The sequence below is a fragment of the Nocardia sp. N2S4-5 genome (genome assembly GCF_044628355.1).
Lineage (GTDB): Bacteria > Actinomycetota > Actinomycetes > Mycobacteriales > Mycobacteriaceae > Nocardia > Nocardia wallacei_B.
The window spans coordinates 6,800,925-6,823,155 of the sequence record NZ_JBIUPM010000001.1; the positions used below are offsets into that span (position 1 = coordinate 6,800,925).

Here is a 22,231-nt window from a genome sequence, read left to right on the forward strand (position 1 = left end):
GCGACCCGTCGCCGGCAGCATGGGGAGGAATGTCGATCATGGCTGATGATGTCGCACCGTCACCGACACTGTTCGGCGGCTTGATCACCGACGCTCAGAACGGGGCCCTTTCGGTCAGCTTCAACGACGCGATCAGGGTCAATGCCGACGAGTTCGTGTACATAGAGCGTGACTGCCAGGCGTTCAAGGACGAGATCGCTGCCTTGCAAGTCCTTGCACAATCGATTGCCCGGCGTGAATTGTGGGGGCTCGGCGAGAAGACCGATGGCCTCGAATCGGCCAGCATAGTGGTCGGACGGTTTCGCGGGAAAGCAATGATCGTAGATCCGTCCAAAGACACCGCGAATAATGTCTGGGATATTCTGCAGCAGCACTACGACATAGTCGACGAAATCCAAACTCTGCATCGCACGATCGCTCAAAACTATGTGCAGACCGACGAGGAATTTGCCGCCCGCTATAACGAGCTGATGGCGAATACGCCGCCCAGTCCGATCGGCACGCAACAGATCCAGCCTGGTGTCACGCCGCCGCCGGCGATCGGTGCGCCGCAATGAGCGGGACCGAACCGTCGAGGATTCCCAACAAGGGCGAAAACACCGACGAGTGGAACCACTGGCGGATTTACAATGCCTTCAACCCGCTGAATACCACCGAGGCGAACAAGAGCGTTGACGAGTACGCCCAGATCGCCCGGCGCTGGACCTCGGCGGCCGAGTTGTTCGCCAATCGGATTCGGCATTCCAGCGAGGCGGCCTGGGATGGTCCCGCGGCGGAGAAGTCTCGGACCGCGATCGGCAACTACGCCCAGCGTGCGTTGGACCTGACCGTTCCGCTGCAGAACCTCGCTCAGCAGATTTCCTCGGCGATCGACGGGGTGAACAACACCAGGAACGCCGTGGATCGCCCCCCGGACGGTGGTGCCGCCTACAACCCGCGAAGCTGGAATCTCGGGGTGTGGCACGGGCCCAGTTCGGCGCATGTGCGCCATGACTGCGAGAACACTGCGCGCGAAGCCATGAAGAACAATTACGTCGCGAATTTTGTCGAGGCAGATAAACAGATCCCTGTTCTCCCGGTGCCGGACAGTCCGACGAACCCCCTGTACAAACCGCCGGAGACGAAGAAGGACGACAGTTACGTCCCTGGCGGACTGGACATTCCGGATCCGGGCGGGACCGCGCCGGACCCCGGCACGGGCAAGCCGAGCGCGGAGGTGGGCACCGGCGACCAATCCGGCGAAACCACACAGGACCCGTCCACCGCGGCCGCGGGATCCGATCCCTCGCAGACGGCTCCCGCGAGCGCGCTCGGTGAGCAGGCCGGAACCACCCCGAGCAGTATCGGCGCGCCGACGACCGCGAGTGGTTCCTCGGGTGGACACGGCGGTGGAGGGCTGGGTAGCGGCGGCGGTCTGGGCGGCGTCGCGGGCGGTCCGGGCCGCAGTGTGGCCGGCGGACAGTCGGCGGCGGGCGGCGCGGCGGCCGCTGCGGGCCGAGTGGGTGCGGCCGGTGCGGGCATGACGGGCATGCCCGGAATGGGCGGTCTCGGCGGTGGCCGCGGCAAGCCCGAGGACGACGAGAAAGCCCACGAACTGCCCGAATGGCTCCGGAACATGGAGAACGCGGAAGAGTTGCTCGGCCCCGCGCCGAAGACGATCCCAGGCGGCGTGATCGGCGGCGACTATGGCGATCCGCCACCGCCTTCCGGCTGACCTCCGCCGGTGGCGTGCGCGAGCGGACTGCCGCCGTCGCGTGCCCTTTCGCCCGACTTGCGTTGACCGGATCCCGATTTCGGTGCGGCCGCGCTGTGCACAACCCGAACGAAAGACCTCACGATGCCCGAATGGAGTTGGGACCCCGACGATTTCGCGGTGCTGTGGTACAGCGACGCGAACGACCGCCTGCCCCATCCTCTGCACTACACCAGCCGTCTCGCCACGAACGACGAGGTCGCCGCGCATCGGGCGGCCGTGCGCGCACGGTACGACGGCGAGGAGCAGGAACAGATCAACCTCGCCTTCCACACTTTGACCGCCTCCGAACTCCGGATCGAAATCGGCGGCGAGTCAACGGTTCTCGGCAAGGGACGGCCCCGCGAATACCGGGTCCTCGGCGCCCGGACGCCGTACCACGCGGTAATGCTCACCCAGACAGCGGCCGACGGCGTCGACGGTCCGATCCGATGCCGCCTGTTCCGGACCGAACAGCTGCCGGGGCGACTGGCCGCCATCCTCCCGTCCGCTCCGCCGGGCAGCGCCAAGCCGGAGACCTTCCATGTCGACGACCTGGGTGCCCCACCGGACGGTTACAGCCGCAACGGTCCGCGCGAGCGATTCGACCGTCTCACCGACCGCCCGTTCGACGGCACCGGCGTGGCCGGTCTGCTCACGGGCTACCTGCACAGCCGTCCCGACCCCTGGTACGCCATGGGCTGGTTCGACGTCACCGGCGACGGCCGCTACGTGCAACAGCAGACCCGCGAGCACCTCACCGTGCGCCCCGCCACCACCCAGGATCTGGCGAGCCAGTTCCAGAACTGGATCGAGCGCGCCCTGCGGCGCCTCCGCGAGGACGAGCCCGCCGCCTGGTAGCCGATGGCCCCGCCGCGCGTCACACTCGGCGGCTCGGCAGACTGGACCGGTGACGTCGTCTGCTCTGCGCCCCGACACCGGACCCGTGCTGCGGGACTTCGGCGGCGGCCCGTTCGGCATCTACATTCACGTGCCGTTCTGCGCGACCAGGTGCGGATACTGCGATTTCAACACCTACACCGCCGGGGAATTGGGCACCTCCGCCTCGCCGCAGTCGTGGATGGACGCATTGCGGGGCGAACTACGCACGGCCGCGGAGGTGTTCGGCGCGCTGCCCGGCCCGCAGCCGGACGTGTCGACGGTATTCGTCGGTGGCGGGACACCGTCGCTGCTCGGCGGTGACGGCCTGGCCGAGGTGCTGGATGCCGTCCGCGCGAATTTCACTCTCGCCGCCGATGCCGAGACGACCACCGAATCGAATCCCGAATCGACCTCGCCGCGATTTTTCGAGCGCCTCCGCGAGGCCGGATTCACGCGGGTATCGCTGGGCATGCAGTCCGCGGCCGAGCATGTGCTGAGAGTGCTCGACCGCACGCATACGCCCGGCCGCGCGGTCGCCGCCGCCCGCGAGGCGAAGGCCGCCGGATTCGACCACGTCAACCTCGACCTCATCTACGGCACGCCGGGCGAGACGGACGCCGATCTGGATGCCAGTCTCGACGCGGTGCTGGCCGCCGGCGTCGACCACGTCTCGGCCTACTCGCTGATCGTCGAGGACGGCACGGCGATGGCTCGCAAGGTCCGGCGCGGCGAACTCCCCGCCCCCGACGACGACGTCCTTGCCGCTCGCTACGAGCGCATCGACGCCCGCCTCGCCACCGCGGGCCTCAGCTGGTACGAGGTATCCAATTGGGCCGCAGACGATTCCGCCCGCTGCCACCACAACCTCGGCTACTGGGACGGCGGCGACTGGCTCGGCGCGGGACCGGGCGCGCACAGCCATCTCGGGGGAGTGCGGTGGTGGAACGTGAAGCATCCGGCACGGTATGCGGACCAAGTCGCGGCGGGTGGTCTGCCCGTGGCGGGCTGGGAGGCGCTGACGGCGGAGGAGCGGTACACCGAACGTGTCATGTTGGTGGTCCGCCTGCGGTCCGGCCTGCCACTGGGCGACCTCGACCCCGCCGGACGCGCCGCCGCCGACCGCATCGTCACGGACGGGCTGGCCCATGTGGATCGTGACCGGATAGTTCTCACGGCACGCGGGCGCTTGCTCGCCGATGCCGTCGTCCGCGAACTCCTCACCTGACGGCCCTCTGCCTCCATCTCACCTGACAGCCCTCTGTCTTCACCTCACCTGACAGCCCACTCCGCCCTCACCTCACTGTCCGGTGTTTTTCCGGACTTGCCCCGCTGTGCGCCCTCCCTATTCGGTGGTTGGGGCTGAGAGCGGAGGAACGGGGGTGTAGCGTTCGACACAACCCCGAGGAGTCTCATGCCGCAGGCACGCATCACCCTTGTCAATGATCAGAGCGACTTCGCCGAGTCTCGCGCCGCGGAGAAGGCGGAAGGCGCGCGCCGCTGCGCGATGGCCGCCCGCGCGGTCGCCAGCTACGCCACCGATGCCGACGACTGCACGTCGCTGCTGGCCATGCTGGGTCTGGACGCTGCTGCCGGAAAGGCCGCCGGCCCCGAATAACCTGCGCGGCGGCCCATCCCCACGCAGGTCGGGACGCGTGCGCCGGTAATTGTCCGCTGGGCAATTAGACTGGGTTCCGGATGAACCCGGATCCGTGCGATCGCGTCGTGCCGTGACGTGGTCGCGTGTCCGGTCCGGACCGATGGCGAGCGAGGAGGTGGGGCCGATGCCGAGCACGGAGCAACGGCGGATCGAGGTCCTGCGTGCGATCGTCGCGGACTACATCGCGACCAAGGAACCAATTGGCTCGAAGACGCTGGTCGACAGGCACAATCTGGGCGTATCCAGCGCCACCGTGCGCAACGATATGGCGGTGCTGGAGGCCGAGGGCTACATCACCCAGCCGCACACCAGTTCCGGTCGCATACCCACCGACAAGGGCTACCGGCAGTTCGTCGACAACATCGCCGAGGTGAAGCCGCTGTCACCGGCCGAGCGGCGGGCCATCATCGAATTCCTGGAGAGCGGCGTCGACCTCGATGATGTGCTGCGCCGCGGCGTGCGCCTGCTGGCACAGCTGACCCGTCAGGTCGCGATGGTGCAGTATCCGACCGTCTCGGCCTCGACGGTTCGCCATCTCGAGGTCGTCGCGCTGAATCCGGCGCGCCTGCTGCTGGTGGTGATCACCGATACCGGCCGCGTCGATCAGCGGCTGGTCGAGCTGGGCACGGTCGTCGACGAGGAGGATCTGGCGGCGCTGCGCGGCATGCTGGGCAAGGCCATGGACGGCAAGCGCCTGTCGGCGGCGTCCACGGCGGTGGCCGAACTTCCCGAGCACGCCCCGCCCCGGCTGCGCGACGTGCTGGTGCGGGTCTCGACGGTCTTGGTGGAGACGCTGGTGGAGCACCCGGAGGAACGACTGGTGCTCGGCGGCACCGCCAACCTCACCCGCAACGTCGGCGACTTCGGTTTCCCCGGCTCGCTGCGGTCGGTGCTGGAGGCGCTCGAGGAGCAGGTGATCGTGCTGAAACTGCTGGCCGCGGCGCAGCAACCGGGCATGGTGACGGTGCAGATCGGGGAGGAGACGCAGGTGGAGCAGATGCGTGGCACCTCCGTGGTGTCCACCGGGTACGGTGTGCCGGGTACGGTGCTCGGGGGCATGGGAGTTGTCGGCCCGACCCGCATGGACTACCCCGGAACGATCGCCTCGGTGGCGGCGGTCGCCCGGTACATCGGCGAGGTGCTCGCCGAGCGATGAGTTGGCCACGGCCGCAACGGTTGTGAGCGGAACAGATTCGGAACAGGACTAGAGACGCAAGTGGCACGGGACTACTACGGAATTCTCGGCGTCGGCCGCAACGCGACCGACCAGGAGATCAAACGCGCCTATCGGAAGCTGGCGCGGGAGCTGCACCCCGACGTCAACCCGGACGCGGACGCGCAGGAGAAGTTCCGCGAGGTATCGACCGCCTACGAGGTGCTCAGCGACCCGGAGAAGCGGCGCATCGTCGATATGGGCGGCGACCCGATGGAGTCGGCGGGCGGCGGTGGCGCCGGTTTCGCCGGCGCCGGTTTCGGCGGCCTGGGGGATGTCTTCGAGGCGTTCTTCGGCGGTATGGGATCCGCCGGTCCGCGTCGGCCGCGCGGCCGGGTGCAGCCGGGTGCGGATTCGCTGCTGCGGACGCGGCTGTCGCTGGCCGAATGCGCGGTCGGGGTCACCAAGCATCTGACCGTCGACACCGCGGTGCTGTGCGATGTGTGCCAGGGCGCGGGCACCAACGGCAATTCCAAGCCGGTGCGCTGCGAGACCTGTGGCGGCGCCGGCGAGGTGCAGACCGTGCAGCGGTCGTTCCTCGGTCAGGTGATGACCTCGCGGCCGTGCCCCACCTGCCGCGGCACCGGCGAGACCATCCCGGACCCGTGCCGCAAGTGCGGTGGGGACGGCCGGGTGCGGTCGCGTCGGGAGATCGCCGCGCCGATTCCGGCCGGTGTGGCCAACGGCATGCGGGTGCGGCTGGCCGCGCAGGGCGAGATCGGTCCCGGCGGCGGCCCGGCGGGCGACCTGTACGTGGAGATCGTCGAGCAGCCGCACGACATGTTCGTGCGCGACGGCGACGATCTGCACTGCACGATCCGGGTGCCGATGGTCGACGCGGCCCTGGGCGCCACGGTGGTGATCAATACGATCCTCGACGGCCCGACCGAGCTGACCATTCCCGCGGGCACCCAGCCCGGCGAGGTGTCGGTGCTGCGCGGGCACGGCATGCCGAAGCTGCGGTCCAGCGCGCGCGGCGATCTGGTCGCGCACCTGGACATCGTGGTGCCGACGAAGCTGGACAGCAAGCAGTCGGACCTGTTGCGCAAGTACAAGGCGACGCGCAACGGTGAGCGCACCGAGGTGCTGTCGGCGCAGTCGGAGCACAACAGCGGCCTGTTCGCGCGGTTGCGGGCCTCGTTCAGCGGACGCTGACCGGACCGTGGCCGCGACGGTCTTCTATCTCGACGACATTCCGGAGCCGGGCGACGTCGCGGTGCTGGCGGGCCCCGAGGGACGCCACGCCGCGACCGTGCGCCGGATCCGAGTCGGCGAGCCGGTCACCCTCTCGGACGGCGCCGGCGTGCTGGCCGAGTCCGAGGTGGTCGCGGCGCAGAAGGACCGGCTGGAGCTGAAGGTCCTGAATCGGACTGTCGCGGAACCTGTTTCGCCGCCGGTGACGGTGGTGCAGGCACTGCCGAAATCGGACCGGTCCGAGCTGGCGGTGGAGTTGATGACCGAGGCGGGCGCGGATGTCGTCGTGCCCTGGCAGGCCGCGCGCTGCGTCGCCAATTGGGAGGGCAAGGCGCACAAGGGTGTCGACAAGTGGCGGGCCGCCGCACGCTCGGCGGCCCGGCAGTCGCGCCGGGCCTACATTCCCGAGGTCCTGGACCTGCATCGCACGCCGGACGTGCTGGAGCTGGTGCGGAAAACCAAGGCAGACAACGGTGTCGTGGCCGCCCTGCACGAGTCCGGCCGATCGCGCTTCGTCGACCTGCCCGTCGCGACGGCCTCCCGGATCGTGCTGATCGTCGGCCCGGAAGGCGGCCTGGACGACGGCGAACTCACGGCCCTCGCCGAAGCAGGCGCTTCCGCGGTACTACTGGGCCCCACCGTCCTGCGCACCTCGACCGCCGCCGCCGTCGCCCTCGGCGCGCTGGGCGCCTTGACCCCGCGCTGGTAGCCATGCCGCGCTGGTGACTGCACTCGAATCGCTGAGACGCCGCGCACCGATTCGTCGCGCCGCGCACTGATTGGTTGCGCCGCGCACTGATTGGTTGTGTGGTGCACCGATTGGGTTGGTTGCGCGGCGTCTCGTCACGAATGCTGGTCAGCGAGAACGGTCTTCGGCGGCACGAAGCCCTGCTCGAGCGGGCCCTCACGCACCCACGCAACGTGAGGGCTCAGCCTGAACAGGGCGGCCGTGTCGTCCACTGCCTGCACCGCTAGGTGCCTGGCGGCGGGGAAGTGCCTTGTGCGAGAAGGGGTCAGGCGCCCGGGATCGGTGGGTGTCCGTTGGGCGGGGTGCACGGTTGACCGTTGGTGCCGGTCGGCGGCGGCAGCGGCTTGCCGTCGGGACCGATCGGCGGCGGCAGCAGCTTGCCGTTCGGACCCAGCGGAGGCGGCGGGCAGCCCTCCGGCGGGCCGGGCTGGTGGTGGTCCACCTGCACGACCGGCGGCGTCGCCACGGCCGCACCGGCGGTGACCAGACCGAAACCCGCGATCGCCGTGCAGACGAGAACGGTAGTCATCCGAAGTCTCATGTGTATTCCTTCGTTCCGAACGGTGTTGTCCCTCATGGCTTTGGACGCTCCGGAGTGGTCACGGTTCCCGACGGCGCCAGGATGTGACCGGCATCACACCTGACGGCGGGATTGCAGGGTGAGGGTTGTGGTGAGGGCTGCCGCGATGGTGAGTAGGGCGGCTATGTAGACGACCAGGCCCGCCCAGCCGCGGAGGCCGTAGGCGATGCCCGCGGCGCCCCCGATCAGTGAGCTGCCCAGGTAGTAGGCGAACAAATAGAGGGAGGACGCGGTGGCTCGGTTGCCGGTGGCGGCGGCGCCGACCCAGCCGCTGGCGACCGAGTGGGCGCCGAAAAATCCTGCGGTACAGAACAACACGCCGATCAGGACGAGCGGCAGGCTGTCGGGGAGGGTGATCAGGAGACCGGCGGCCATGGTCGCCACCGAGATCGCGAGGATGCGTGCGCGTCCGTGCCGGTCGGCCAGGCGGCCCGCGGTGGCGGAGGTGACGGTGCCCGCCAGGTACATCAGGAAGACGGAACCCGCTGTGGCGGCGGACAATCCGAACGGCTCGCCGATGAGCCGGTACGCGAGGAAGTTGTACATCGAGACGAAGCCACCCATCAGCAGGAATGCCAGCCCGAACAGGGGCAGCAGGGTGCGATGGCGCAGATGCCCGACGAGATCGCCTGCCAGCGAACGGATCCCGAGCGGCCGGGCGACGAACTGCCGGGACGGCGGCAGCGACCGCACGAACCACACCGCGCACACCGCCGCGGCCACCGCCACCGCGGCGTCCGCCCACCGCCACGACGCCAGCTCCAGTGTGACCGCCGGAAGCAGCCGCCCGGCGAGCCCTCCGATCGTCGTGCCGGACACATAGATTCCCATCGCCGCACCCAGGCCCGCGGTGCCGATCTCCTCGGCCAGATAGGCCATCGCCACGGCGGGCACACCCGCCAGCGCCAGGCCTTGGATCGCGCGCCCGGCGAGCAGCACATCCAGCGTCGGGCTGAACGGCAGCGCCAACCCGATCACGCTCGACACCACGGCCGAGGTGATCATCACGCGGGTCCGCCCGAACCGGCCCGACAGCACGCTCACCGGGACGATCGCCACCGCCAGCAGTCCGGTAGTCAGGGATACCGCCAGCGCCGCGTGCGCCGGTGTCGCGGAGAACGCCGTCGACAGGCTCGGCAGCATCGCCTGTGCGCTGTACATCGAGGCGAACGTGGTCAGCCCCGCCGCGAACAACGCCAGTGTGATCCGGCGGTCGTGTGCCGAGGTATCGGGCGACGTCGGGGCCGGTGTGGTGGTCATATCCCCAGCATCGACGCCGGTCCATTCGAAAGGAAATGCATAATGATCACGAAGTTCATGCCGAAACAGCATTAGCGAAGGTCTAGCGGAAGAGGACGCGCGTGCCGAGTGACGATTTGCACTGGTTTCTCACGCTCGCCGAACTGGAACGCGTCGGCGCGGCCGCCGATCAGTTGCATCTCGCCCAGCCGACACTGTCGCGCATGCTGGCCCGGCTGGAGCACCGACTCGGCGCGCGGCTGTTCGACCGGCACGGAAAACGCCTGACGCTCAACAACTCCGGCCGCGTCTACTACGAACACGCCCGCCGCGCCCAAGCGGAACTGGACGCGGCCCGACGGGAACTGGCGGACCTCGCGAACCCCGCCAAGGGCGTCGTGCGGCTGTCGTTCGTGCACTCGTTCGGCGCACGGTTGGTTCCGGATCTGGTCGCGGGTTTCCGTCGCGGCTCGGGGCGCATCACCTTCAGCCTCCGCCAGGACGCCGCCCAGGTGGTGACGGCACACGTGCTGGACGGCGAGGCCGATCTGGGCCTGGTGTCGCCGAAACCGGCGGTCGCGGGGCTCGGCTGGCGGATGCTGCTGCGGCAGCGGCTGGCGCTGGCGGTGCCGGCCGAACATCGGCTCGCCGGGCGGCGGCAGGTGCGGCTGGCCGAGGCCGCGGACACCGAGTTCATCGCCATGCCCACCGGCTTCGGCATGCGACGCATCTTCGACGACCTTTGTGCGGCAGCCGATTTCCGTCCGCGCATCGGCCTGGAATCCACGGATCTGGTGACCGTCGCGGGTCTGGTGGCCGCCGGGATGGGGGTCGCGCTGCTGCCCATGGAAGAGGCGCCGGTGCGCGGGCCGCAACCCGCCCCGGTCCTACTGCCGTTGGCCGACCCGGGTGCGGTGCGGGCGGCCGGGCTGATCTGGTCCGCGACCGCGGTGCCCTCCGACGCCGTCCGGCGCTTCCGCGACTTCGCTTTCGACTGGTCGCAGCGCTGAATCGCGCGTACCCTGTTCGCGCTCGGCGAAACCTAGCGGAATGCGCCCGTGACCTGCTGGTGGCCGCATATTCACTGGGAGTTGTCGGTGGTCCGAGCTAAACTTTCAGCACAACGAATCGACACGCTCGAGAACGAAAGCAGGCCATAGCACCTATTGCGAACCTCAGGCGACATCGGCGACCCGACTACTCCCCAGGCCGGCCTCGGCGCCGGCGGCAACGGCTCCAGCCCCGCCGCACGGACCGTACGTTCCAGCATCGAACTCGCTCCTGAATCAGTCTTCGGCTTCCTCGGCTCGGCCGACGAGAATCTCCGGGAACTCGAGCGTCTGCTCGACGCCGATATCCATGTCCGCGGCAATTCGGTCACGCTGACCGGCCGGGCCGCCGACGTCGCGCTCGCCGAGCGGGTCATCGAGCAGCTGGTGGCACTGACCGGGCGCAACCGCGTGGTGACGCCGGAGGCGGTGCGGCACACGTTCTCCATGCTCACCGAGGGATCCTCCGATTCCCCGGCCGAGGTGCTGAGCCTGGACATCCTGTCCCGTCGCGGCAAGACCATCCGGCCCAAGACGCTGAATCAGAAGCGCTACGTCGACGCCATCGATGAGCACACGGTCGTGTTCGGCATCGGCCCCGCGGGTACGGGCAAGACCTACCTGGCGGTGGCAAAGGCCGTGCAGGCGCTGCAGGGCAAGCAGGTCAGCCGGATCATCCTCACGCGTCCCGCGGTGGAGGCGGGCGAGCGCCTCGGGTTCCTGCCCGGCACGCTGAACGAGAAGATCGACCCGTACCTGCGCCCGCTCTACGACGCGCTGCACGACATGATGGACCCGGAAGCCATTCCGAAGCTGATGCAGTCCGGTGTCATCGAGGTGGCGCCGCTGGCCTACATGCGCGGCCGCTCGCTCAACGACTCCTTCATCATCCTGGACGAGGCGCAGAACACCACGCCCGAGCAGATGAAGATGTTCCTGACCCGGCTCGGCTTCGGTTCCAAGATCGTCGTCACCGGCGATATCACCCAGGTCGACCTGCCCGGCGGGACGAGGTCGGGCCTGCGCGTGGTCAGCGATATCCTCACCGACATCGATGACATCCACTTCGCCGAACTGACCTCGAGCGATGTGGTCCGGCACCGGCTGGTAGCGGAAATCGTCGACGCCTACGACCGTTACGAGGCCGAGGATCGTCCCCAGCTACCCCACTACCCGGGCAACCGAGCCCAGCGCCGAGCAGCCAGCCGCTCCACGCGGCGGTAATTTTGGCCTCCGCTTCGCTGCGGCGGGTTTTCGGCGCCCTTGGTCTCGGTTTTCGGGTGCCGCTGCTGGCTCCTTCGTCGCTTCGCAGCGGCACCCGAAAACCGAGACGCGCCGAAAACCGTGGTGGTTGCGAAGATTGACTGTGGTGAGCGGGGTTGTGTGGCTTGCTGACGGTGCCGGGGCGGCTCGTGTGCACCGCTGGGCGGTGGTAGTTCGACCTGCGATTAGGCTGACAGGGTGAGTATCGAGATCGCCAACGAGTCGGGTATGGATGTATCCGAGGAAGAGCTGGTCAGTGTCGCGCGGTTCGTGATCGGGCGGATGGATGTGCATCCGGCGGCCGAGTTGTCCATGGTGCTGGTCGATCTCGACACGATGGCCGACCTGCACATGCGGTGGATGGATCTGCCGGGGCCGACCGACGTGATGTCGTTTCCGATGGACGAGTTGGAGCCCGGTGGCCGCCCGGACAGTGGCGAGCCGGGGCCGTCGATGCTCGGCGATATCGTGCTGTGCCCGGAGTTCGCGGCCGCGCAGGCGACCAAGGCGGGGCACGCGCTCGACCACGAGCTGGCGCTGCTCACCGTGCACGGCGTCCTGCATCTGCTCGGCTACGACCATGCCGAGCCGGAGGAGGAGAAGGAGATGTTCGGCCTGCAGAATCGTCTGCTCGCCGAATGGTACGAGAGCCTGCGCGAGGCGCAGCGGCGTGCCGAACTCGCCGAACGCGATCGCCGGTTGCTCGGCAAGACCGGTTTCACCGCGCCCGGGGACCCCTTGGACCCGGCATGAGCGAAGGCCCCGAACCCCCCGCGAAGGGCGACGCGTGAATTCGCTGACCCTGCTGCTGCTGGCGATCCTGTTGGTCCCCGTCGGTGGCGTGTTCGCGGCCATCGACGCGGCCCTGGCCACCATCTCGCCGGCCCGCGTGGACGATCTGGTGCGCGCCGACCGCGGCGGCGCCCGTCGCCTGGCCCGCATCGTGGTGGACCGACCCCGCTACGTGAATCTGATGGTGCTGCTGCGCCTGGTCTGCGAGATCACCGCCACCGTGCTGCTCGCCGCCGCGCTGGCCGACTGGCTGAGCACCGGTTGGGCGCTGCTGGTGACCGCGGTGGTGATGGTGCTGGTCGACTACGTGGTCATCGGTGTCGGCCCGCGCACGCTCGGCCGGCAGCACGCCTATTCGATCTCGCTCGGCGCGGCACTGCCGCTGCAGACGATCGGCTCGCTGCTGGGACCGGTGAGCCGCCTGCTGATCCTGATCGGTAACGCGATCACCCCCGGTAAGGGATTCCGCAACGGCCCCTTCGCCTCCGAGGTCGAGCTGCGTGAGGTCGTGGACATGGCTCAGCAGAGCGGTGTGGTGGATTCCGACGAACGCCGGATGATCCAGTCGGTCTTCGAACTCGGCGACACCCCGGCCCGCGCGGTGATGGTGCCGCGCACCGAGATGGTGTGGATCGAGTCGGACAAGACCGCGTCGCAGGCGATGTCGCTGGCGGTGCGGTCCGGACACTCGCGCATCCCGGTCATCGGCGAGAACGTCGACGACATCCTGGGTGTCGTCTACTTGAAAGACCTTGTGCCATACGCGGATCGGGGTAAGAAGGTGCGGGTCGCCGAGGTGATGCGGCCGCCGGTCTTCGTGCCCGACTCCAAGCCGCTGGACGCGCTGCTGGACGAGATGCAGCGCCGCCGCATCCACATGGCGCTACTGGTCGACGAGTACGGCGGCATCGCCGGACTGGTGACCATCGAGGACGTGCTCGAGGAGATCGTGGGTGAGATCGCCGACGAGTACGACACCGACGAGATCGCCCCCATCGAGGATCTCGGCCACGGCAAGTACCGGGTGGCGGCGCGACTGTCGGTGGACGACCTCGGCGAGCTGTTCGACATGGAGATCGAGGAAGAGGACGTCGACACCGTGGGCGGCCTGCTGGCGCACGCGCTCGGCCGGGTTCCGCTGCCGGGTTCGAAGATCGTGGTGCACGGGTTGCAGTTGCGCGGCGAGGGCGGCGCCGACGCGCGCGGCCGGGTGCGGGTGCACACCGTGGTGGTCAAGCGCGCACCGGAGAAGGTGGACGCGAGAAGCAAGGGGAACAACGGGTTTGCCGGACACGAGGATGGAGATGGCGATGACTGACACCGCGGGACTGGACGCCGAGGACAACAAGCTGCTGGTGCTGGCCCGCGGCGCGATGGGCCGCACCGGCGGCGGCAGCGGCGCCGCGGTGCGCGACACCGACGGGCGCACCTACGCCGCCGGCGCGGTGGAGCTGCGGGCCCTGTCGCTGACCGCGTTGCAGGCGGCGGTGGCGGCCGCGATCTCCAGCGGCGCAGCGGGTTTCGAGGCGGCGGTGGTGGTCGGCGGGCAGCGGCAGGACCCGGGCGCGAGCGCCGTGCACGAGGTGTCGCGGCAGGCGCGGATCGTTCTCACCGACCACAAGGGCGAGGTCGTCGAGACGTTCACCGGCGCGGCGGGCGGCGGTACGAAGGAGAACCCGTACGGGGTGGAGAACCCGATCGGCGGTGAGGTGACCGCTCCGCGCCGAGGCAACCTACCCGACGATTTCGATCCCGACGCCGAATCCGGGGTGTTCGAATGAGCGACGAATTCCGTTCCGGCTTCGTCTGTTTCGTCGGCCGCCCGAACACCGGCAAGTCGACGCTCACCAACGCCATGGTGGGTCAGAAGATCGCCATCACCTCTTCGCGCCCGCAGACCACCCGGCACACCATCCGCGGCATCGTGCACCGCGAGCACACCCAGCTCATCCTCGTCGACACGCCCGGTCTGCACCGCCCGCGCACCCTTTTGGGACAGCGGCTCAACGATCTGGTGCGTGACACCTACTCCGAGGTCGACGTCATCGCCCTGTGCATCCCCGCCGACGAGAAGATCGGTCCCGGCGACCGCTGGATCGTCCAGCAGATCACCCAGATGGCGCCCAAGACCACCCTGCTCGGCGTGGTCACCAAGATCGACAAGGTGAGCCGGGACCAGGTCGCCCAGCAGCTGGTTGCCGTATCGCAGCTGCTCGGCCCGGACGCGGACGTGGTTCCGGTGTCGGCTGTGAAGGGCGAGCAGGTCGAGGTGCTGGTCGACGTCATCGCCTCGAAAATGCCGGAGGGCCCGGCGTTCTACCCCGACGGCGAGCTGACCGACGAGCCCGAGGAAACCCTGATGGCCGAGCTGATCCGCGAGGCCGCGCTGGAGGGCGTGCGTGACGAACTGCCGCATTCGCTGGCGGTCGTCATCGAGGAGATCCTGCCGCGCGAGGAACACGAGGCCATGCTCGACGTGCACGCGCTGCTCTACGTGGAACGTCCCAGCCAGAAGGCGATCGTGATCGGCAAGGGCGGCTCCCGCCTGAAGGAGGTCGGCACCGCCGCCCGCAAGCAGATCGAACTCATCCTCGGCACCCGCATCTATCTGCACCTGCACGTCAAGGTCGCCAAGGACTGGCAGCGCGACCCGAAACAGCTGGGCAAGCTCGGCTTCTGAGCCCGGCGCGGCGACCTCCGCGGGCCGCGAAGCCCGGCACGGTCCGGGATTACCTGGCACACTCGGTTTTTCGGCCGTACCGCGGCGGCGAGCAGCACGGTGCGGGCGGAAACGTCGTACCGGGTGGGGTGATCGCCGCGCCCGCCACGCGCTGCACGATGGGGACTGAGGGTGCCGGAAATCGTCGTCGAGTATTTGGCGCTGCTGCGCGCGCTGTTCGTGCCGGACGAGAAGCCGCGGGTGTGGCCGCATTTCTGGCGGACCCTGCTGCGGCACCGCCGCCGGCCGCTGCCGCCGCCGATCGTGTGCCTGGTCGGCGCGAAGGCCTCGGAAAGCACACTGCTGGAACGGACCTCGGCATGGTTGGTGCGGGGGAACGGGCGCGCCGCCCCGCGGGTACTGGTGACCGCCGATCCGCCGACCGGAGCGACATCCGCCGATTCCGCCCTCACCGCGCTGGTCGGACTACTCGACCGGCTGCGGATCGGGCTGGCCATGGACAACTCCGGCGCCGGGCCGATCACCTTCCCGCGCTACCGCATCGCGGCGTGGCTGGTCGGCCGCGAATTCGCCGCCGATGTCGATGTCACAGCGGAACTCGAGGATTGTGTGCCCGAGTTGCTGCGGGTGGCGCGTGGCCGTCCGCAGGGCGCGGTGCACGATGCGGCCGACGCCGCCGCCGACAAGACCCCATGGCCGGTACAGGTTTTGGTGCGGCTGTGGCCGGCGCTGCAGCTGTGGCTGTTCGTCAGCGGGCGGGCGCCGGGGTTGTCGCGGGAGGCGCGCTGGTTCATGGGTCAGCGGTACCTCAGCCCCGAATTGTCGGTCAGCTTCCTGGGTTTCGCGGGCCGCCTGGTCCAGCCAAACCGGCGGCACGAGGATCCGGAGCAGGTAGCGAAGCTGCTCGTACACGCGTTTCTGGAGGATCTGCGGTGCGCGTATCGACACCGCCTGCTGCGGCCCTCCAGTTGGCGGCGCACGGCCTATCCGGTGGTGCTGCTGCAGTCGGTGGAACCGGGCGGCGTGGCGGGCAAGTTCCTGCGCACGGTCAACGACATCCGCAACGACACCGGCATGTTCGATCCGCTGGCCGTGGTCGCCACGATGACCCATGCGCCCGACAACCGGCCCGTCGGCGAGATCGAGGAGTTGTTCGCCGAACCGCCGGGCCGCACGGGAGCGCCGCGCGGACCGCTCGCGCAGTGGCGGGACACCATCGGCGCACTGCGCCGCCGGCATGCCGACGGCGCCTGGTATCTGGTGCTGTCCCTGCCCGATTCGCTGGTGCGGTCGGTCGGCGCGCTGCCCGCGGGACCCGGGTCGCTGCCGCCCCTGCCGCCGTTCTGGACGCGGCGGCGCCAGGTCGTCGCGCTGGTGGCCGTGGTCGTCCTGCTGGTGGCGGCGGTTCCGGTGGCCCGGTCGTTGCTACCGGAGCAAGCGCCGTGTGAATCCCACCCCGGCACCGTGATTCGAGCGGGGGAGTGCGTCGGCTACAGCGCCGACGACCGCCTGACCTTCGGCTCCGATCAAGTGCTGACCGATATGCAGCGAGAGGTGTTCCGCCAGAACGAGATCGCCGCGCAGCGGCACGCGGCGAGCCCGCGGCGGCCGCTGGTGTCACTGATCTACTTCGCCGGATTGACGTACTCGACGAAAACGAACGAGCAGTATCCCCGCGCGCAGGTGGAGGAGCTGGCGGGCCTGGCCATGCGGCAACGGGAGTTGAATCGGGCGCCGCAATCCTCGGAGCCGCTGTTGCGGGTTGTCGTCGCCAACGGCGGCGCGAATATGGTTGCGGCGCCGTGGGTTACCGACAATCTGCTGCGTCCGCTGGTGCGAGCCGATCCCGGCGTGCTGGCCGTGGTGGGGATGGACCGCAGCAGCAAGGACACCCAGCAGGTCATCGGCAGATTCGGGGAGCTGGGCGTGCCGGTCGTCCCCACGACGTTGTCGGGTGATGGCCTCGAGGACGCTTCGCCGCTGTATCTGCAACCGGTCCCGAGCAATGTGCAGCAGGCGCGGCTGATCGCCGATTATGTGCTGGGAGCGCGTTATCCGGCCGGTAGTGCGCAGGCCGGGCAGCGTCGCTACGACAAGGTGGTCGTCTATTACCCCGATGCGCCCGACGATCTGTACGTGCGGTCGCTCGCGGCGGCGTTGGAAGCGGAGCTGCGGCCGAGACCCATCGGCTTCGACAAACTCGTGTGGGCACATCAGGCCGGTCTGAACGGGATGGACTCGCTGTGCTCGAACGGCATGGCCGATACGCGCACGGTGCACGTGTTCGCCGGGCGCAACTACGATTTCGTGCCCTTCCTGAAGTCCGCGGTGCAAGGGTGCGGCAGCGCCGACCTGCCGACCATCCTCGGCGACGACGCGGTGACCCGGGTGATCGCCGATCCGCACGGTCTGGAGACCATCCCGATCGGGCTGCCGGTGCGCTACGTGACCAAGGGTGCTCCGGTCGTTCTGGGCGGTCGCCCCTGTGTCGAGGGCGCGGACCGGATCGGCACACTGCCTGCCGGTCCGGCTTATCTGGAGTTCTGCGCCCTGCTCGCCGAGTTGAGCCGGGACAACGCGGGATATCGGCCCGCATGGCCGGCCGACCGGACCGGGCTGGCGTACGAGGTGGCGGGAATGGTCCTCGACGCGGTAGGCCGCAACGCCGGTCGCAGTGCCCGGACCGGTGGGGTCGAAACGATCCCGAATCGCGCGGCCGTCGCCATGGAGATCCGCGAACAGCCCTACGCGGGCATGACCGGGACGTTGCGTTTCAGCGATGGCCGCATCGCGCACGATGCGACGCTGGGCATTCTCCGCAGCGACAATGTCCGCGATCCGGGGCAGCAGCAGCGCTGTGTCCTGTTGCACGGCACCGCGATCGACCTGGGTCCCGGTGATCCGCAGTCGAACCGCTGCCCGGACGTCACGCGGGCCGACGACGAGACCTGGAGTCCGCCGTCGCCCTGACGCACCTGTCCGACCGGGCTATTCGACCCACCAGGGCTCGGGCCGGTGACGCTCCCAATGCAGTTCCGATTCCAGTTGCGCGGCAACGGAAACGAGGAGCGGCTCGGACTCGGCCGGACCCATCAGCTGAGCGCCGACCGGAAGTCCCGTATCGGTGAAGCCCGCCGGGACGTTGACGCTGGGCCACCCCAGGACATTCCACGGCCAAGTGCCGCTCGCAACCTAGCGGGCATCTGGTCGCGCGTCCAGCTTCGTGTATGTTGCGGAGACGTGTTCGAATTGTGATGTCCGGATTCGGCATTTGCGCAGGTCGCTCGACCAGCTCCGTCGACGCCGACGGCGTAATCCCCCTACGATGCTTCTCCGTGAAGTGGATGTCCCGAGCGTTCGGCTCGAAAGAGCTACCGCTACAACTGCGTTCGGATCTCGAGTCGGAAGGGATCGTGGTCTTCGGCCCGGTCGGAGGGTCGGTGGCACACCGCAGTTATCGGACGACGCTGCACTACGCCTCCTCCAACTGGGAGAACATCGCCGCCGGCACGATCGCGATGAGCCGCCGCCGGCTGATCGTGTGGGGCAACCGCACGGCCCTGGTAGACGTGCCGTTAGGCCACCCGGCGGTCACCATGGAGCAACAGGGCCCCGAACGCATGCTCCTCGAGGCCGACGACTTCGCCGTAGACCGTTCCCGCACCGGCTGGACCACCTTGATGCTCCGCACCCTCCACGCGCCCCGCATCATTCAGGTGTACGCGGAGGGGGTCGGCGTGCAGCCGTGACAGTGTGCCCGTAACCGAGCGACGCCTGTACGTCCTGTGGCGTCGTGCGTAGCCTCGCGTCATGGGCGATATTGCGCCGAACGAAGTAGGACGCAGGCTGCGCGAGATCCGTGCATGGCGCGGGCTGAGCCTCGAGGTGGCGGCTGGCCTCGCCGGCATCTCGTACGGATACCTCGGCAAGCTGGAGCGGGGAGACAAGCACGTCGACAGCCGCCGACTGCTCGAATCTCTCGCTACTGCATTGCGGGTGGCACCCCAGGAACTGACCGGCCAGCCGTTCCCCCCGACCGACCCACTCACCGCCGAAGCGCACGCGGCTATTACCGGAGTCGAGGCCGCCTTGGAGACCTACGATCTCGGTGAGGACCCTGGTGTCGTCGTACGTCCCTGGCCCGAGGTGGTTCAGGCGATCGGCACCTTGTCCGATCAGTTGCGGGAGAACGCCGATTACGCCGCGATGGGCCACGTTCTTCCAGGTCTGCTCGGCGAACTGCATGCCTACCACGTGCGTGACCCTGAACACCGCCGAGATGCGTTGGTCGCCTTGATCTATGCGTATCGGGCCGCCGCATCGGTCTGCAAGAATCTAGGAGTCCGTGGGCTGCCGATGATTGCCGTACGGATGGCACACGACTGCGCGCGAGAGCTGGATGAACCCGAATGGCTCGGATATGCCGCCTATCTGCGCGGCATCATGGGCGGAACGGGAGCTAGGCAACGCCAGTACGATCTGGCCGTGCGGGCGATCGACGACCTGGCAGCCGCCCAGGCTCCGAACGCGATCCAGGTTGCCGGCACCTTGCACTTCATCGCTGCGTTGGCTTCCGCCGTCCAAGGGGACGCGGTACGCACCTACGACCATCTCACCGAAGCCGATGACTTGGCCCAGCGGTTGCCCGAGCAGCGCGAGAACTTCGCCGGGCTGTACTTCGGTTCGGACAACGTGCAGCTGTGGCGGGTATCGCTCGCCACTGAACTGGGCGAGGGCAGCAAGGTGGCAGAACTTGCCCACGGTGCGCACCCCGCCGCAATTCCACTGCGCAGCTGGCAGGCCAGCTTTCACGGCGATCTCGGCCGAGCGTTGGCCACCGACCGTACGACCCGCGTTCAGAGTGTCCAGTCCCTCGTTACCGCTGAACAGCTCGCACCGCAGTACGTCCACAACAATGTCCTCATTCGCGAGACCGTGACTGATCTGTTGCCGACGGCTTCCCGCGATCACACGGGACGCGAATTGCGCGGGTTGGCTCACCGCATGGGATTGGCACCGCGGTAGCCGATTTCAGCTGTTGTCCTCACGGGACAAGCCTCCCGCTCTCCCACGCTTAGCGTTCGAGGTGGCCCCGCCGCCGAGCCGTAACCGACACCCCCGGTCCGGCTCCCCGGCGGCGGGTGCCCTACGACGGACCAGCGCAGGGAGGCGGCGGGCAGTGAGGGCACATCCGACAGCATTCGTGTGGGTCGACCCGGCCGTCAGCCCGTGGTCGGAGTTGGAGATCGCCAGAATTCGCAGGCTCGCACGGCAACTCGGCTTTGTCCTGCACTGGCCCGGACCTTCTGTGCTCCCGCTGGTCGACCAGGTGCGCGCCGCCGATGTCGACGCCGTGATCACGCCGTCACCCAGCCACCTGGACGTAATCCAGCTACACGCGCTGATGTGCATCACGGATGTCGAAACGGCCTCGCCGCGAATGAGTTTCGCCCGCTGGACAACATTTCCCTGTCAGGTGGGGCAGGTATGAGTACCGCGGTGGCCTGGTCGGTGCTCGCCGGTCTCATGGTGGTGTTCGCTGGCGTGGTCGGGGTGATGAGGCGCGTCGAGCTGGAGGACGAGGAACCCACCCAGACCCTCGGGTTCGCGGCTTACACGCACACCGCGCCGGGGCGTCCATTCACGTTGCAGCAGGCGCACGCGGCGATGCAGCAGCACCGTGATTGCCGCCGGGAGGACTGCCCGCGCAAGCGTGCGGCCTACCGAACTCTTGTGGAGGCCCGCCGCATCAGGCCGGACTCCGGCCGTACCTACTGATCCGTCTGGATCGCTCGGTGGGAAATGTTGTAGAGCAACGTACTTCGGGGAAGTACTGAGGACGGATAGGCCGGACGAGGGCGGTGTCGGGCTTCGGCGATTTGGCGATCTCACCAAGAATTGGTCGAGCAGGGTGACGACATAGAGACCTCGAAGACCACGCAGGAAGTCATGGGCCCCTCGCCGTCGATGCTCATCGGCCGGGCCGCGGACAAGGCAGGCAATGTCACCGGATCGCCCTGAAACGGGCGGTCCTGCTCCGAGCCAGCGGTCAGACACGCCCGGGAAACGTGCTCGCAGGGGTCTAACAACATCGACCCGACGCGCGATGATGTTGATATGCAATTGGACGGGGTTGATGTTGACTGGGTGCGTCAGCAGTTGGAGAAGTATGTCGAGAAGACCAGGCCGGTCAATCAGTCCAGTGTCGGCGACGGTGCGATCTTCATTACTCCCCAGACGGCCCCTGCATGTGGTCGAGCGGAAGCAATCGAGCTTGGAGAGATAACCGGTCCCATTTTAGACCGCCTGTACCCGCAATGGCGGTCCGAAAACGGCACCAACGACTACGACGAGTTCGGTGCCGAGCGCGACGCCGCGCAGCGCCTACTCGCCAGGCTTGCCAGCCACGCTGAAGTAACTGCACGGCTCGGTGGCTGCGATAGCTCGCCGCGGATTACTGCAATGTCTCTTCATCCGATAATATGGCAGGCTGCCAGCGCGCAGTGGTCGACTGGACATCGTCACGAAGCGGTGCTGGCGGCGTCCAAGGCAGTGAATTCATTGTTGCAGAAGAAAGTTGGGCGCCGGGATGCCTCGGAGATTGACCTAGTTAAGCAAGCGCTTTCCGAAAAGCCGCCGGAGCCAGGCAGGGCGCGGCTGCGATACAAGAGGTACAGCAACGACCAGACTGCCAGGTCGATGAGACAAGGTGTAATGGACTTCGGCGCCGGGTGCTTTGGCGCAATCCGGAATCCAGTTGGACACCTGCCTAACGACGAGATTGAACTGGACGAGCACACAGCACTTGAGCGATTAGCAGCGTTGAGTCTGTTCGCGCGCTGGATCGACGAAGCCGATGTGGAGAACCCCTAGTCGGAGGACAGCGGCAGGAGAATGACACTGTCAAGGTACTGTCTGGACGCGGCAGCCAGGCGGTTTCTCTGCCGGAGGTACGTGCCTAAGATCCGGCCTCCGTACAAATTTCCATGACTACCGCAGAGCCCTGGATCTGATGGTCGGATCAAGGCGAGCGCCGATAGCATGGCGATGCTCAAGAGCAGGGCGACGACTTGTCGGCGTCAATCCTCCAGCATATCGAGACGTTGAAGGGCATGTAGGAAGTCATGCGGCTCCCGCTGTCGAAGCCTCGTCGGCAGGGATGCGGACAACGCGGCCAGAATCACCGGATTCGTCTGAGATGT

The 22,231-nt window shown here is 68.1% G+C and carries 21 protein-coding genes and 2 pseudogenes; 20 read left to right on the forward strand and 3 right to left on the reverse strand.

What is annotated here, in order from left to right:
• Window positions 1–38 precede the first annotated feature (38 nt).
• The 8 genes from ACFMRZ_RS31465 (at window position 39) to ACFMRZ_RS31500 (ending at window position 7,387) form a co-directional block, all read left to right on the forward strand.
• The gene (locus ACFMRZ_RS31465) at window positions 39–557 is read left to right on the forward strand and encodes a hypothetical protein (RefSeq protein ID WP_400181867.1); all 519 of its coding nucleotides are present in this window, start codon (window positions 39–41) and stop codon (window positions 555–557) included.
• Window positions 554–1,714, forward strand: coding sequence for a hypothetical protein (locus tag ACFMRZ_RS31470; RefSeq protein WP_400181868.1), 1,161 nt, complete (start codon window positions 554–556; stop codon window positions 1,712–1,714). Before ACFMRZ_RS31465 ends, ACFMRZ_RS31470 begins: the two co-directional genes overlap by 4 nt.
• 123 nt (window positions 1,715–1,837) lie before the next feature.
• Window positions 1,838–2,593: an ESX secretion-associated protein EspG gene (locus ACFMRZ_RS31475; RefSeq protein WP_400181869.1), complete on the forward strand. Its 756-nt coding sequence runs from the start codon at window positions 1,838–1,840 to the stop codon at window positions 2,591–2,593.
• 49 nt (window positions 2,594–2,642) lie between these two features.
• Window positions 2,643–3,839, forward strand: a complete 1,197-nt coding sequence (hemW, locus tag ACFMRZ_RS31480; RefSeq protein ID WP_400181870.1) for a radical SAM family heme chaperone HemW — start codon at window positions 2,643–2,645, stop codon at window positions 3,837–3,839.
• A 186-nt stretch (window positions 3,840–4,025) separates the two neighbouring features.
• Window positions 4,026–4,229 (forward strand): hypothetical protein, encoded by a 204-nt coding sequence (locus ACFMRZ_RS31485; RefSeq protein WP_280275871.1) that lies wholly within the window; start codon window positions 4,026–4,028, stop codon window positions 4,227–4,229.
• A gap of 166 nt (window positions 4,230–4,395) precedes the next feature.
• On the forward strand, window positions 4,396–5,427 hold the full coding sequence (gene hrcA, locus ACFMRZ_RS31490) for a heat-inducible transcriptional repressor HrcA (protein WP_280275872.1): 1,032 nt from the start codon (window positions 4,396–4,398) through the stop codon (window positions 5,425–5,427).
• Between the two features lie 60 nt (window positions 5,428–5,487).
• A complete protein-coding gene (gene dnaJ, locus ACFMRZ_RS31495) occupies window positions 5,488–6,639 on the forward strand; it encodes a molecular chaperone DnaJ (RefSeq protein ID WP_400181871.1) in 1,152 nt (383 codons plus the stop codon).
• Between the two features lie 7 nt (window positions 6,640–6,646).
• Window positions 6,647–7,387 (forward strand): 16S rRNA (uracil(1498)-N(3))-methyltransferase, encoded by a 741-nt coding sequence (locus tag ACFMRZ_RS31500; protein ID WP_400181872.1) that lies wholly within the window; start codon window positions 6,647–6,649, stop codon window positions 7,385–7,387.
• 304 nt (window positions 7,388–7,691) lie between these two features.
• Here the strand turns inward: ACFMRZ_RS31500 and ACFMRZ_RS31505 are convergent, their stop codons facing one another.
• Both ACFMRZ_RS31505 and ACFMRZ_RS31510 read right to left on the reverse strand, forming a co-directional pair.
• Window positions 7,692–7,955, reverse strand: a complete 264-nt coding sequence (locus ACFMRZ_RS31505; RefSeq protein ID WP_400181873.1) for a hypothetical protein — start codon at window positions 7,953–7,955, stop codon at window positions 7,692–7,694.
• Between the two features lie 105 nt (window positions 7,956–8,060).
• Entirely contained in the window at window positions 8,061–9,266 is a 1,206-nt protein-coding gene (locus tag ACFMRZ_RS31510) for an MFS transporter (protein ID WP_400181874.1), read from the reverse strand.
• Window positions 9,267–9,367: 101 nt separating this feature from the next.
• Here ACFMRZ_RS31510 and ACFMRZ_RS31515 point away from each other — a divergent pair, with 101 nt between their 5' ends.
• The 7 genes and pseudogenes from ACFMRZ_RS31515 (at window position 9,368) to ACFMRZ_RS31545 (ending at window position 17,999) form a co-directional block, all read left to right on the forward strand.
• Window positions 9,368–10,255 carry a LysR family transcriptional regulator gene (locus tag ACFMRZ_RS31515; RefSeq protein ID WP_400181875.1) on the forward strand — a complete coding sequence of 296 codons (888 nt, stop codon included), beginning with the start codon at window positions 9,368–9,370 and terminating at the stop codon, window positions 10,253–10,255.
• Between the two features lie 174 nt (window positions 10,256–10,429).
• On the forward strand, window positions 10,430–11,518 hold the full coding sequence (locus tag ACFMRZ_RS31520) for a PhoH family protein (protein ID WP_280271243.1): 1,089 nt from the start codon (window positions 10,430–10,432) through the stop codon (window positions 11,516–11,518).
• Window positions 11,519–11,755: 237 nt separating this feature from the next.
• On the forward strand, window positions 11,756–12,310 hold the full coding sequence (gene ybeY, locus ACFMRZ_RS31525) for an rRNA maturation RNase YbeY (protein ID WP_187684444.1): 555 nt from the start codon (window positions 11,756–11,758) through the stop codon (window positions 12,308–12,310).
• Between the two features lie 34 nt (window positions 12,311–12,344).
• Window positions 12,345–13,667, forward strand: coding sequence for a hemolysin family protein (locus tag ACFMRZ_RS31530; RefSeq protein ID WP_280270265.1), 1,323 nt, complete (start codon window positions 12,345–12,347; stop codon window positions 13,665–13,667).
• A pseudogene (locus ACFMRZ_RS31535) lies at window positions 13,654–13,986 on the forward strand (cytidine deaminase); the annotation flags it as partial. The gene ACFMRZ_RS31530 and the pseudogene ACFMRZ_RS31535, both read left to right, overlap by 14 nt.
• Window positions 13,987–14,126: 140 nt before the next feature.
• On the forward strand, window positions 14,127–15,029 hold the full coding sequence (gene era, locus ACFMRZ_RS31540; protein ID WP_400181876.1) for a GTPase Era: 903 nt from the start codon (window positions 14,127–14,129) through the stop codon (window positions 15,027–15,029).
• Window positions 15,030–15,200: 171 nt separating this feature from the next.
• Window positions 15,201–17,999 carry an ABC transporter substrate-binding protein gene (locus tag ACFMRZ_RS31545; RefSeq protein WP_400181877.1) on the forward strand — a complete coding sequence of 933 codons (2,799 nt, stop codon included), beginning with the start codon at window positions 15,201–15,203 and terminating at the stop codon, window positions 17,997–17,999.
• A gap of 18 nt (window positions 18,000–18,017) precedes the next feature.
• On the opposite strand, the pseudogene ACFMRZ_RS31550 reads toward ACFMRZ_RS31545, so the two are convergent.
• Window positions 18,018–18,209: pseudogene (locus tag ACFMRZ_RS31550) on the reverse strand (amidase family protein); the annotation flags it as partial.
• 155 nt (window positions 18,210–18,364) lie between these two features.
• Between ACFMRZ_RS31550 and ACFMRZ_RS31555 the strand changes: the two are divergent.
• The 5 genes from ACFMRZ_RS31555 (at window position 18,365) to ACFMRZ_RS31575 (ending at window position 21,902) form a co-directional block, all read left to right on the forward strand.
• Window positions 18,365–18,778, forward strand: a complete 414-nt coding sequence (locus ACFMRZ_RS31555) for a hypothetical protein (protein ID WP_280270261.1) — start codon at window positions 18,365–18,367, stop codon at window positions 18,776–18,778.
• A 61-nt stretch (window positions 18,779–18,839) separates the two neighbouring features.
• Complete coding sequence (locus ACFMRZ_RS31560; protein WP_280270260.1) at window positions 18,840–20,054, forward strand: helix-turn-helix transcriptional regulator; 1,215 nt, start codon at window positions 18,840–18,842, stop codon at window positions 20,052–20,054.
• 154 nt (window positions 20,055–20,208) lie between these two features.
• A complete protein-coding gene (locus ACFMRZ_RS31565) occupies window positions 20,209–20,520 on the forward strand; it encodes a hypothetical protein (RefSeq protein ID WP_400181878.1) in 312 nt (103 codons plus the stop codon).
• Entirely contained in the window at window positions 20,517–20,807 is a 291-nt protein-coding gene (locus ACFMRZ_RS31570; RefSeq protein WP_400181879.1) for a hypothetical protein, read from the forward strand. The genes ACFMRZ_RS31565 and ACFMRZ_RS31570 overlap by 4 nt, the downstream gene beginning before the upstream one ends.
• Before the next feature lie 339 nt (window positions 20,808–21,146).
• Window positions 21,147–21,902, forward strand: a complete 756-nt coding sequence (locus tag ACFMRZ_RS31575) for a TIGR02391 family protein (RefSeq protein WP_400181880.1) — start codon at window positions 21,147–21,149, stop codon at window positions 21,900–21,902.
• The last annotated feature ends 329 nt before the right edge of the window (window positions 21,903–22,231 follow it).

Excerpts from the sequence above, each read along its gene's own strand:
- ACFMRZ_RS31510 (WP_400181874.1), bottom strand. The coding sequence starts at position 9,266 with ATGACCACCACACCGGCCCCGACGTCGCCCGATACCTCGGCACACGAC.
- ACFMRZ_RS31560 (WP_280270260.1), top strand. The coding sequence starts at position 18,840 with ATGGGCGATATTGCGCCGAACGAAGTAGGACGCAGGCTGCGCGAGATC.
- ACFMRZ_RS31575 (WP_400181880.1), top strand. The coding sequence starts at position 21,147 with ATGCAATTGGACGGGGTTGATGTTGACTGGGTGCGTCAGCAGTTGGAG.
- era (WP_400181876.1), top strand. The coding sequence starts at position 14,127 with ATGAGCGACGAATTCCGTTCCGGCTTCGTCTGTTTCGTCGGCCGCCCG.
- ACFMRZ_RS31475 (WP_400181869.1), top strand. The coding sequence starts at position 1,838 with ATGCCCGAATGGAGTTGGGACCCCGACGATTTCGCGGTGCTGTGGTAC.
- ACFMRZ_RS31505 (WP_400181873.1), bottom strand. The coding sequence starts at position 7,955 with ATGACTACCGTTCTCGTCTGCACGGCGATCGCGGGTTTCGGTCTGGTC.
- ACFMRZ_RS31570 (WP_400181879.1), top strand. The coding sequence starts at position 20,517 with ATGAGTACCGCGGTGGCCTGGTCGGTGCTCGCCGGTCTCATGGTGGTG.
- ACFMRZ_RS31470 (WP_400181868.1), top strand. The coding sequence starts at position 554 with ATGAGCGGGACCGAACCGTCGAGGATTCCCAACAAGGGCGAAAACACC.
- ACFMRZ_RS31465 (WP_400181867.1), top strand. The coding sequence starts at position 39 with ATGGCTGATGATGTCGCACCGTCACCGACACTGTTCGGCGGCTTGATC.
- ACFMRZ_RS31485 (WP_280275871.1), top strand. The coding sequence starts at position 4,026 with ATGCCGCAGGCACGCATCACCCTTGTCAATGATCAGAGCGACTTCGCC.
- hrcA (WP_280275872.1), top strand. The coding sequence starts at position 4,396 with ATGCCGAGCACGGAGCAACGGCGGATCGAGGTCCTGCGTGCGATCGTC.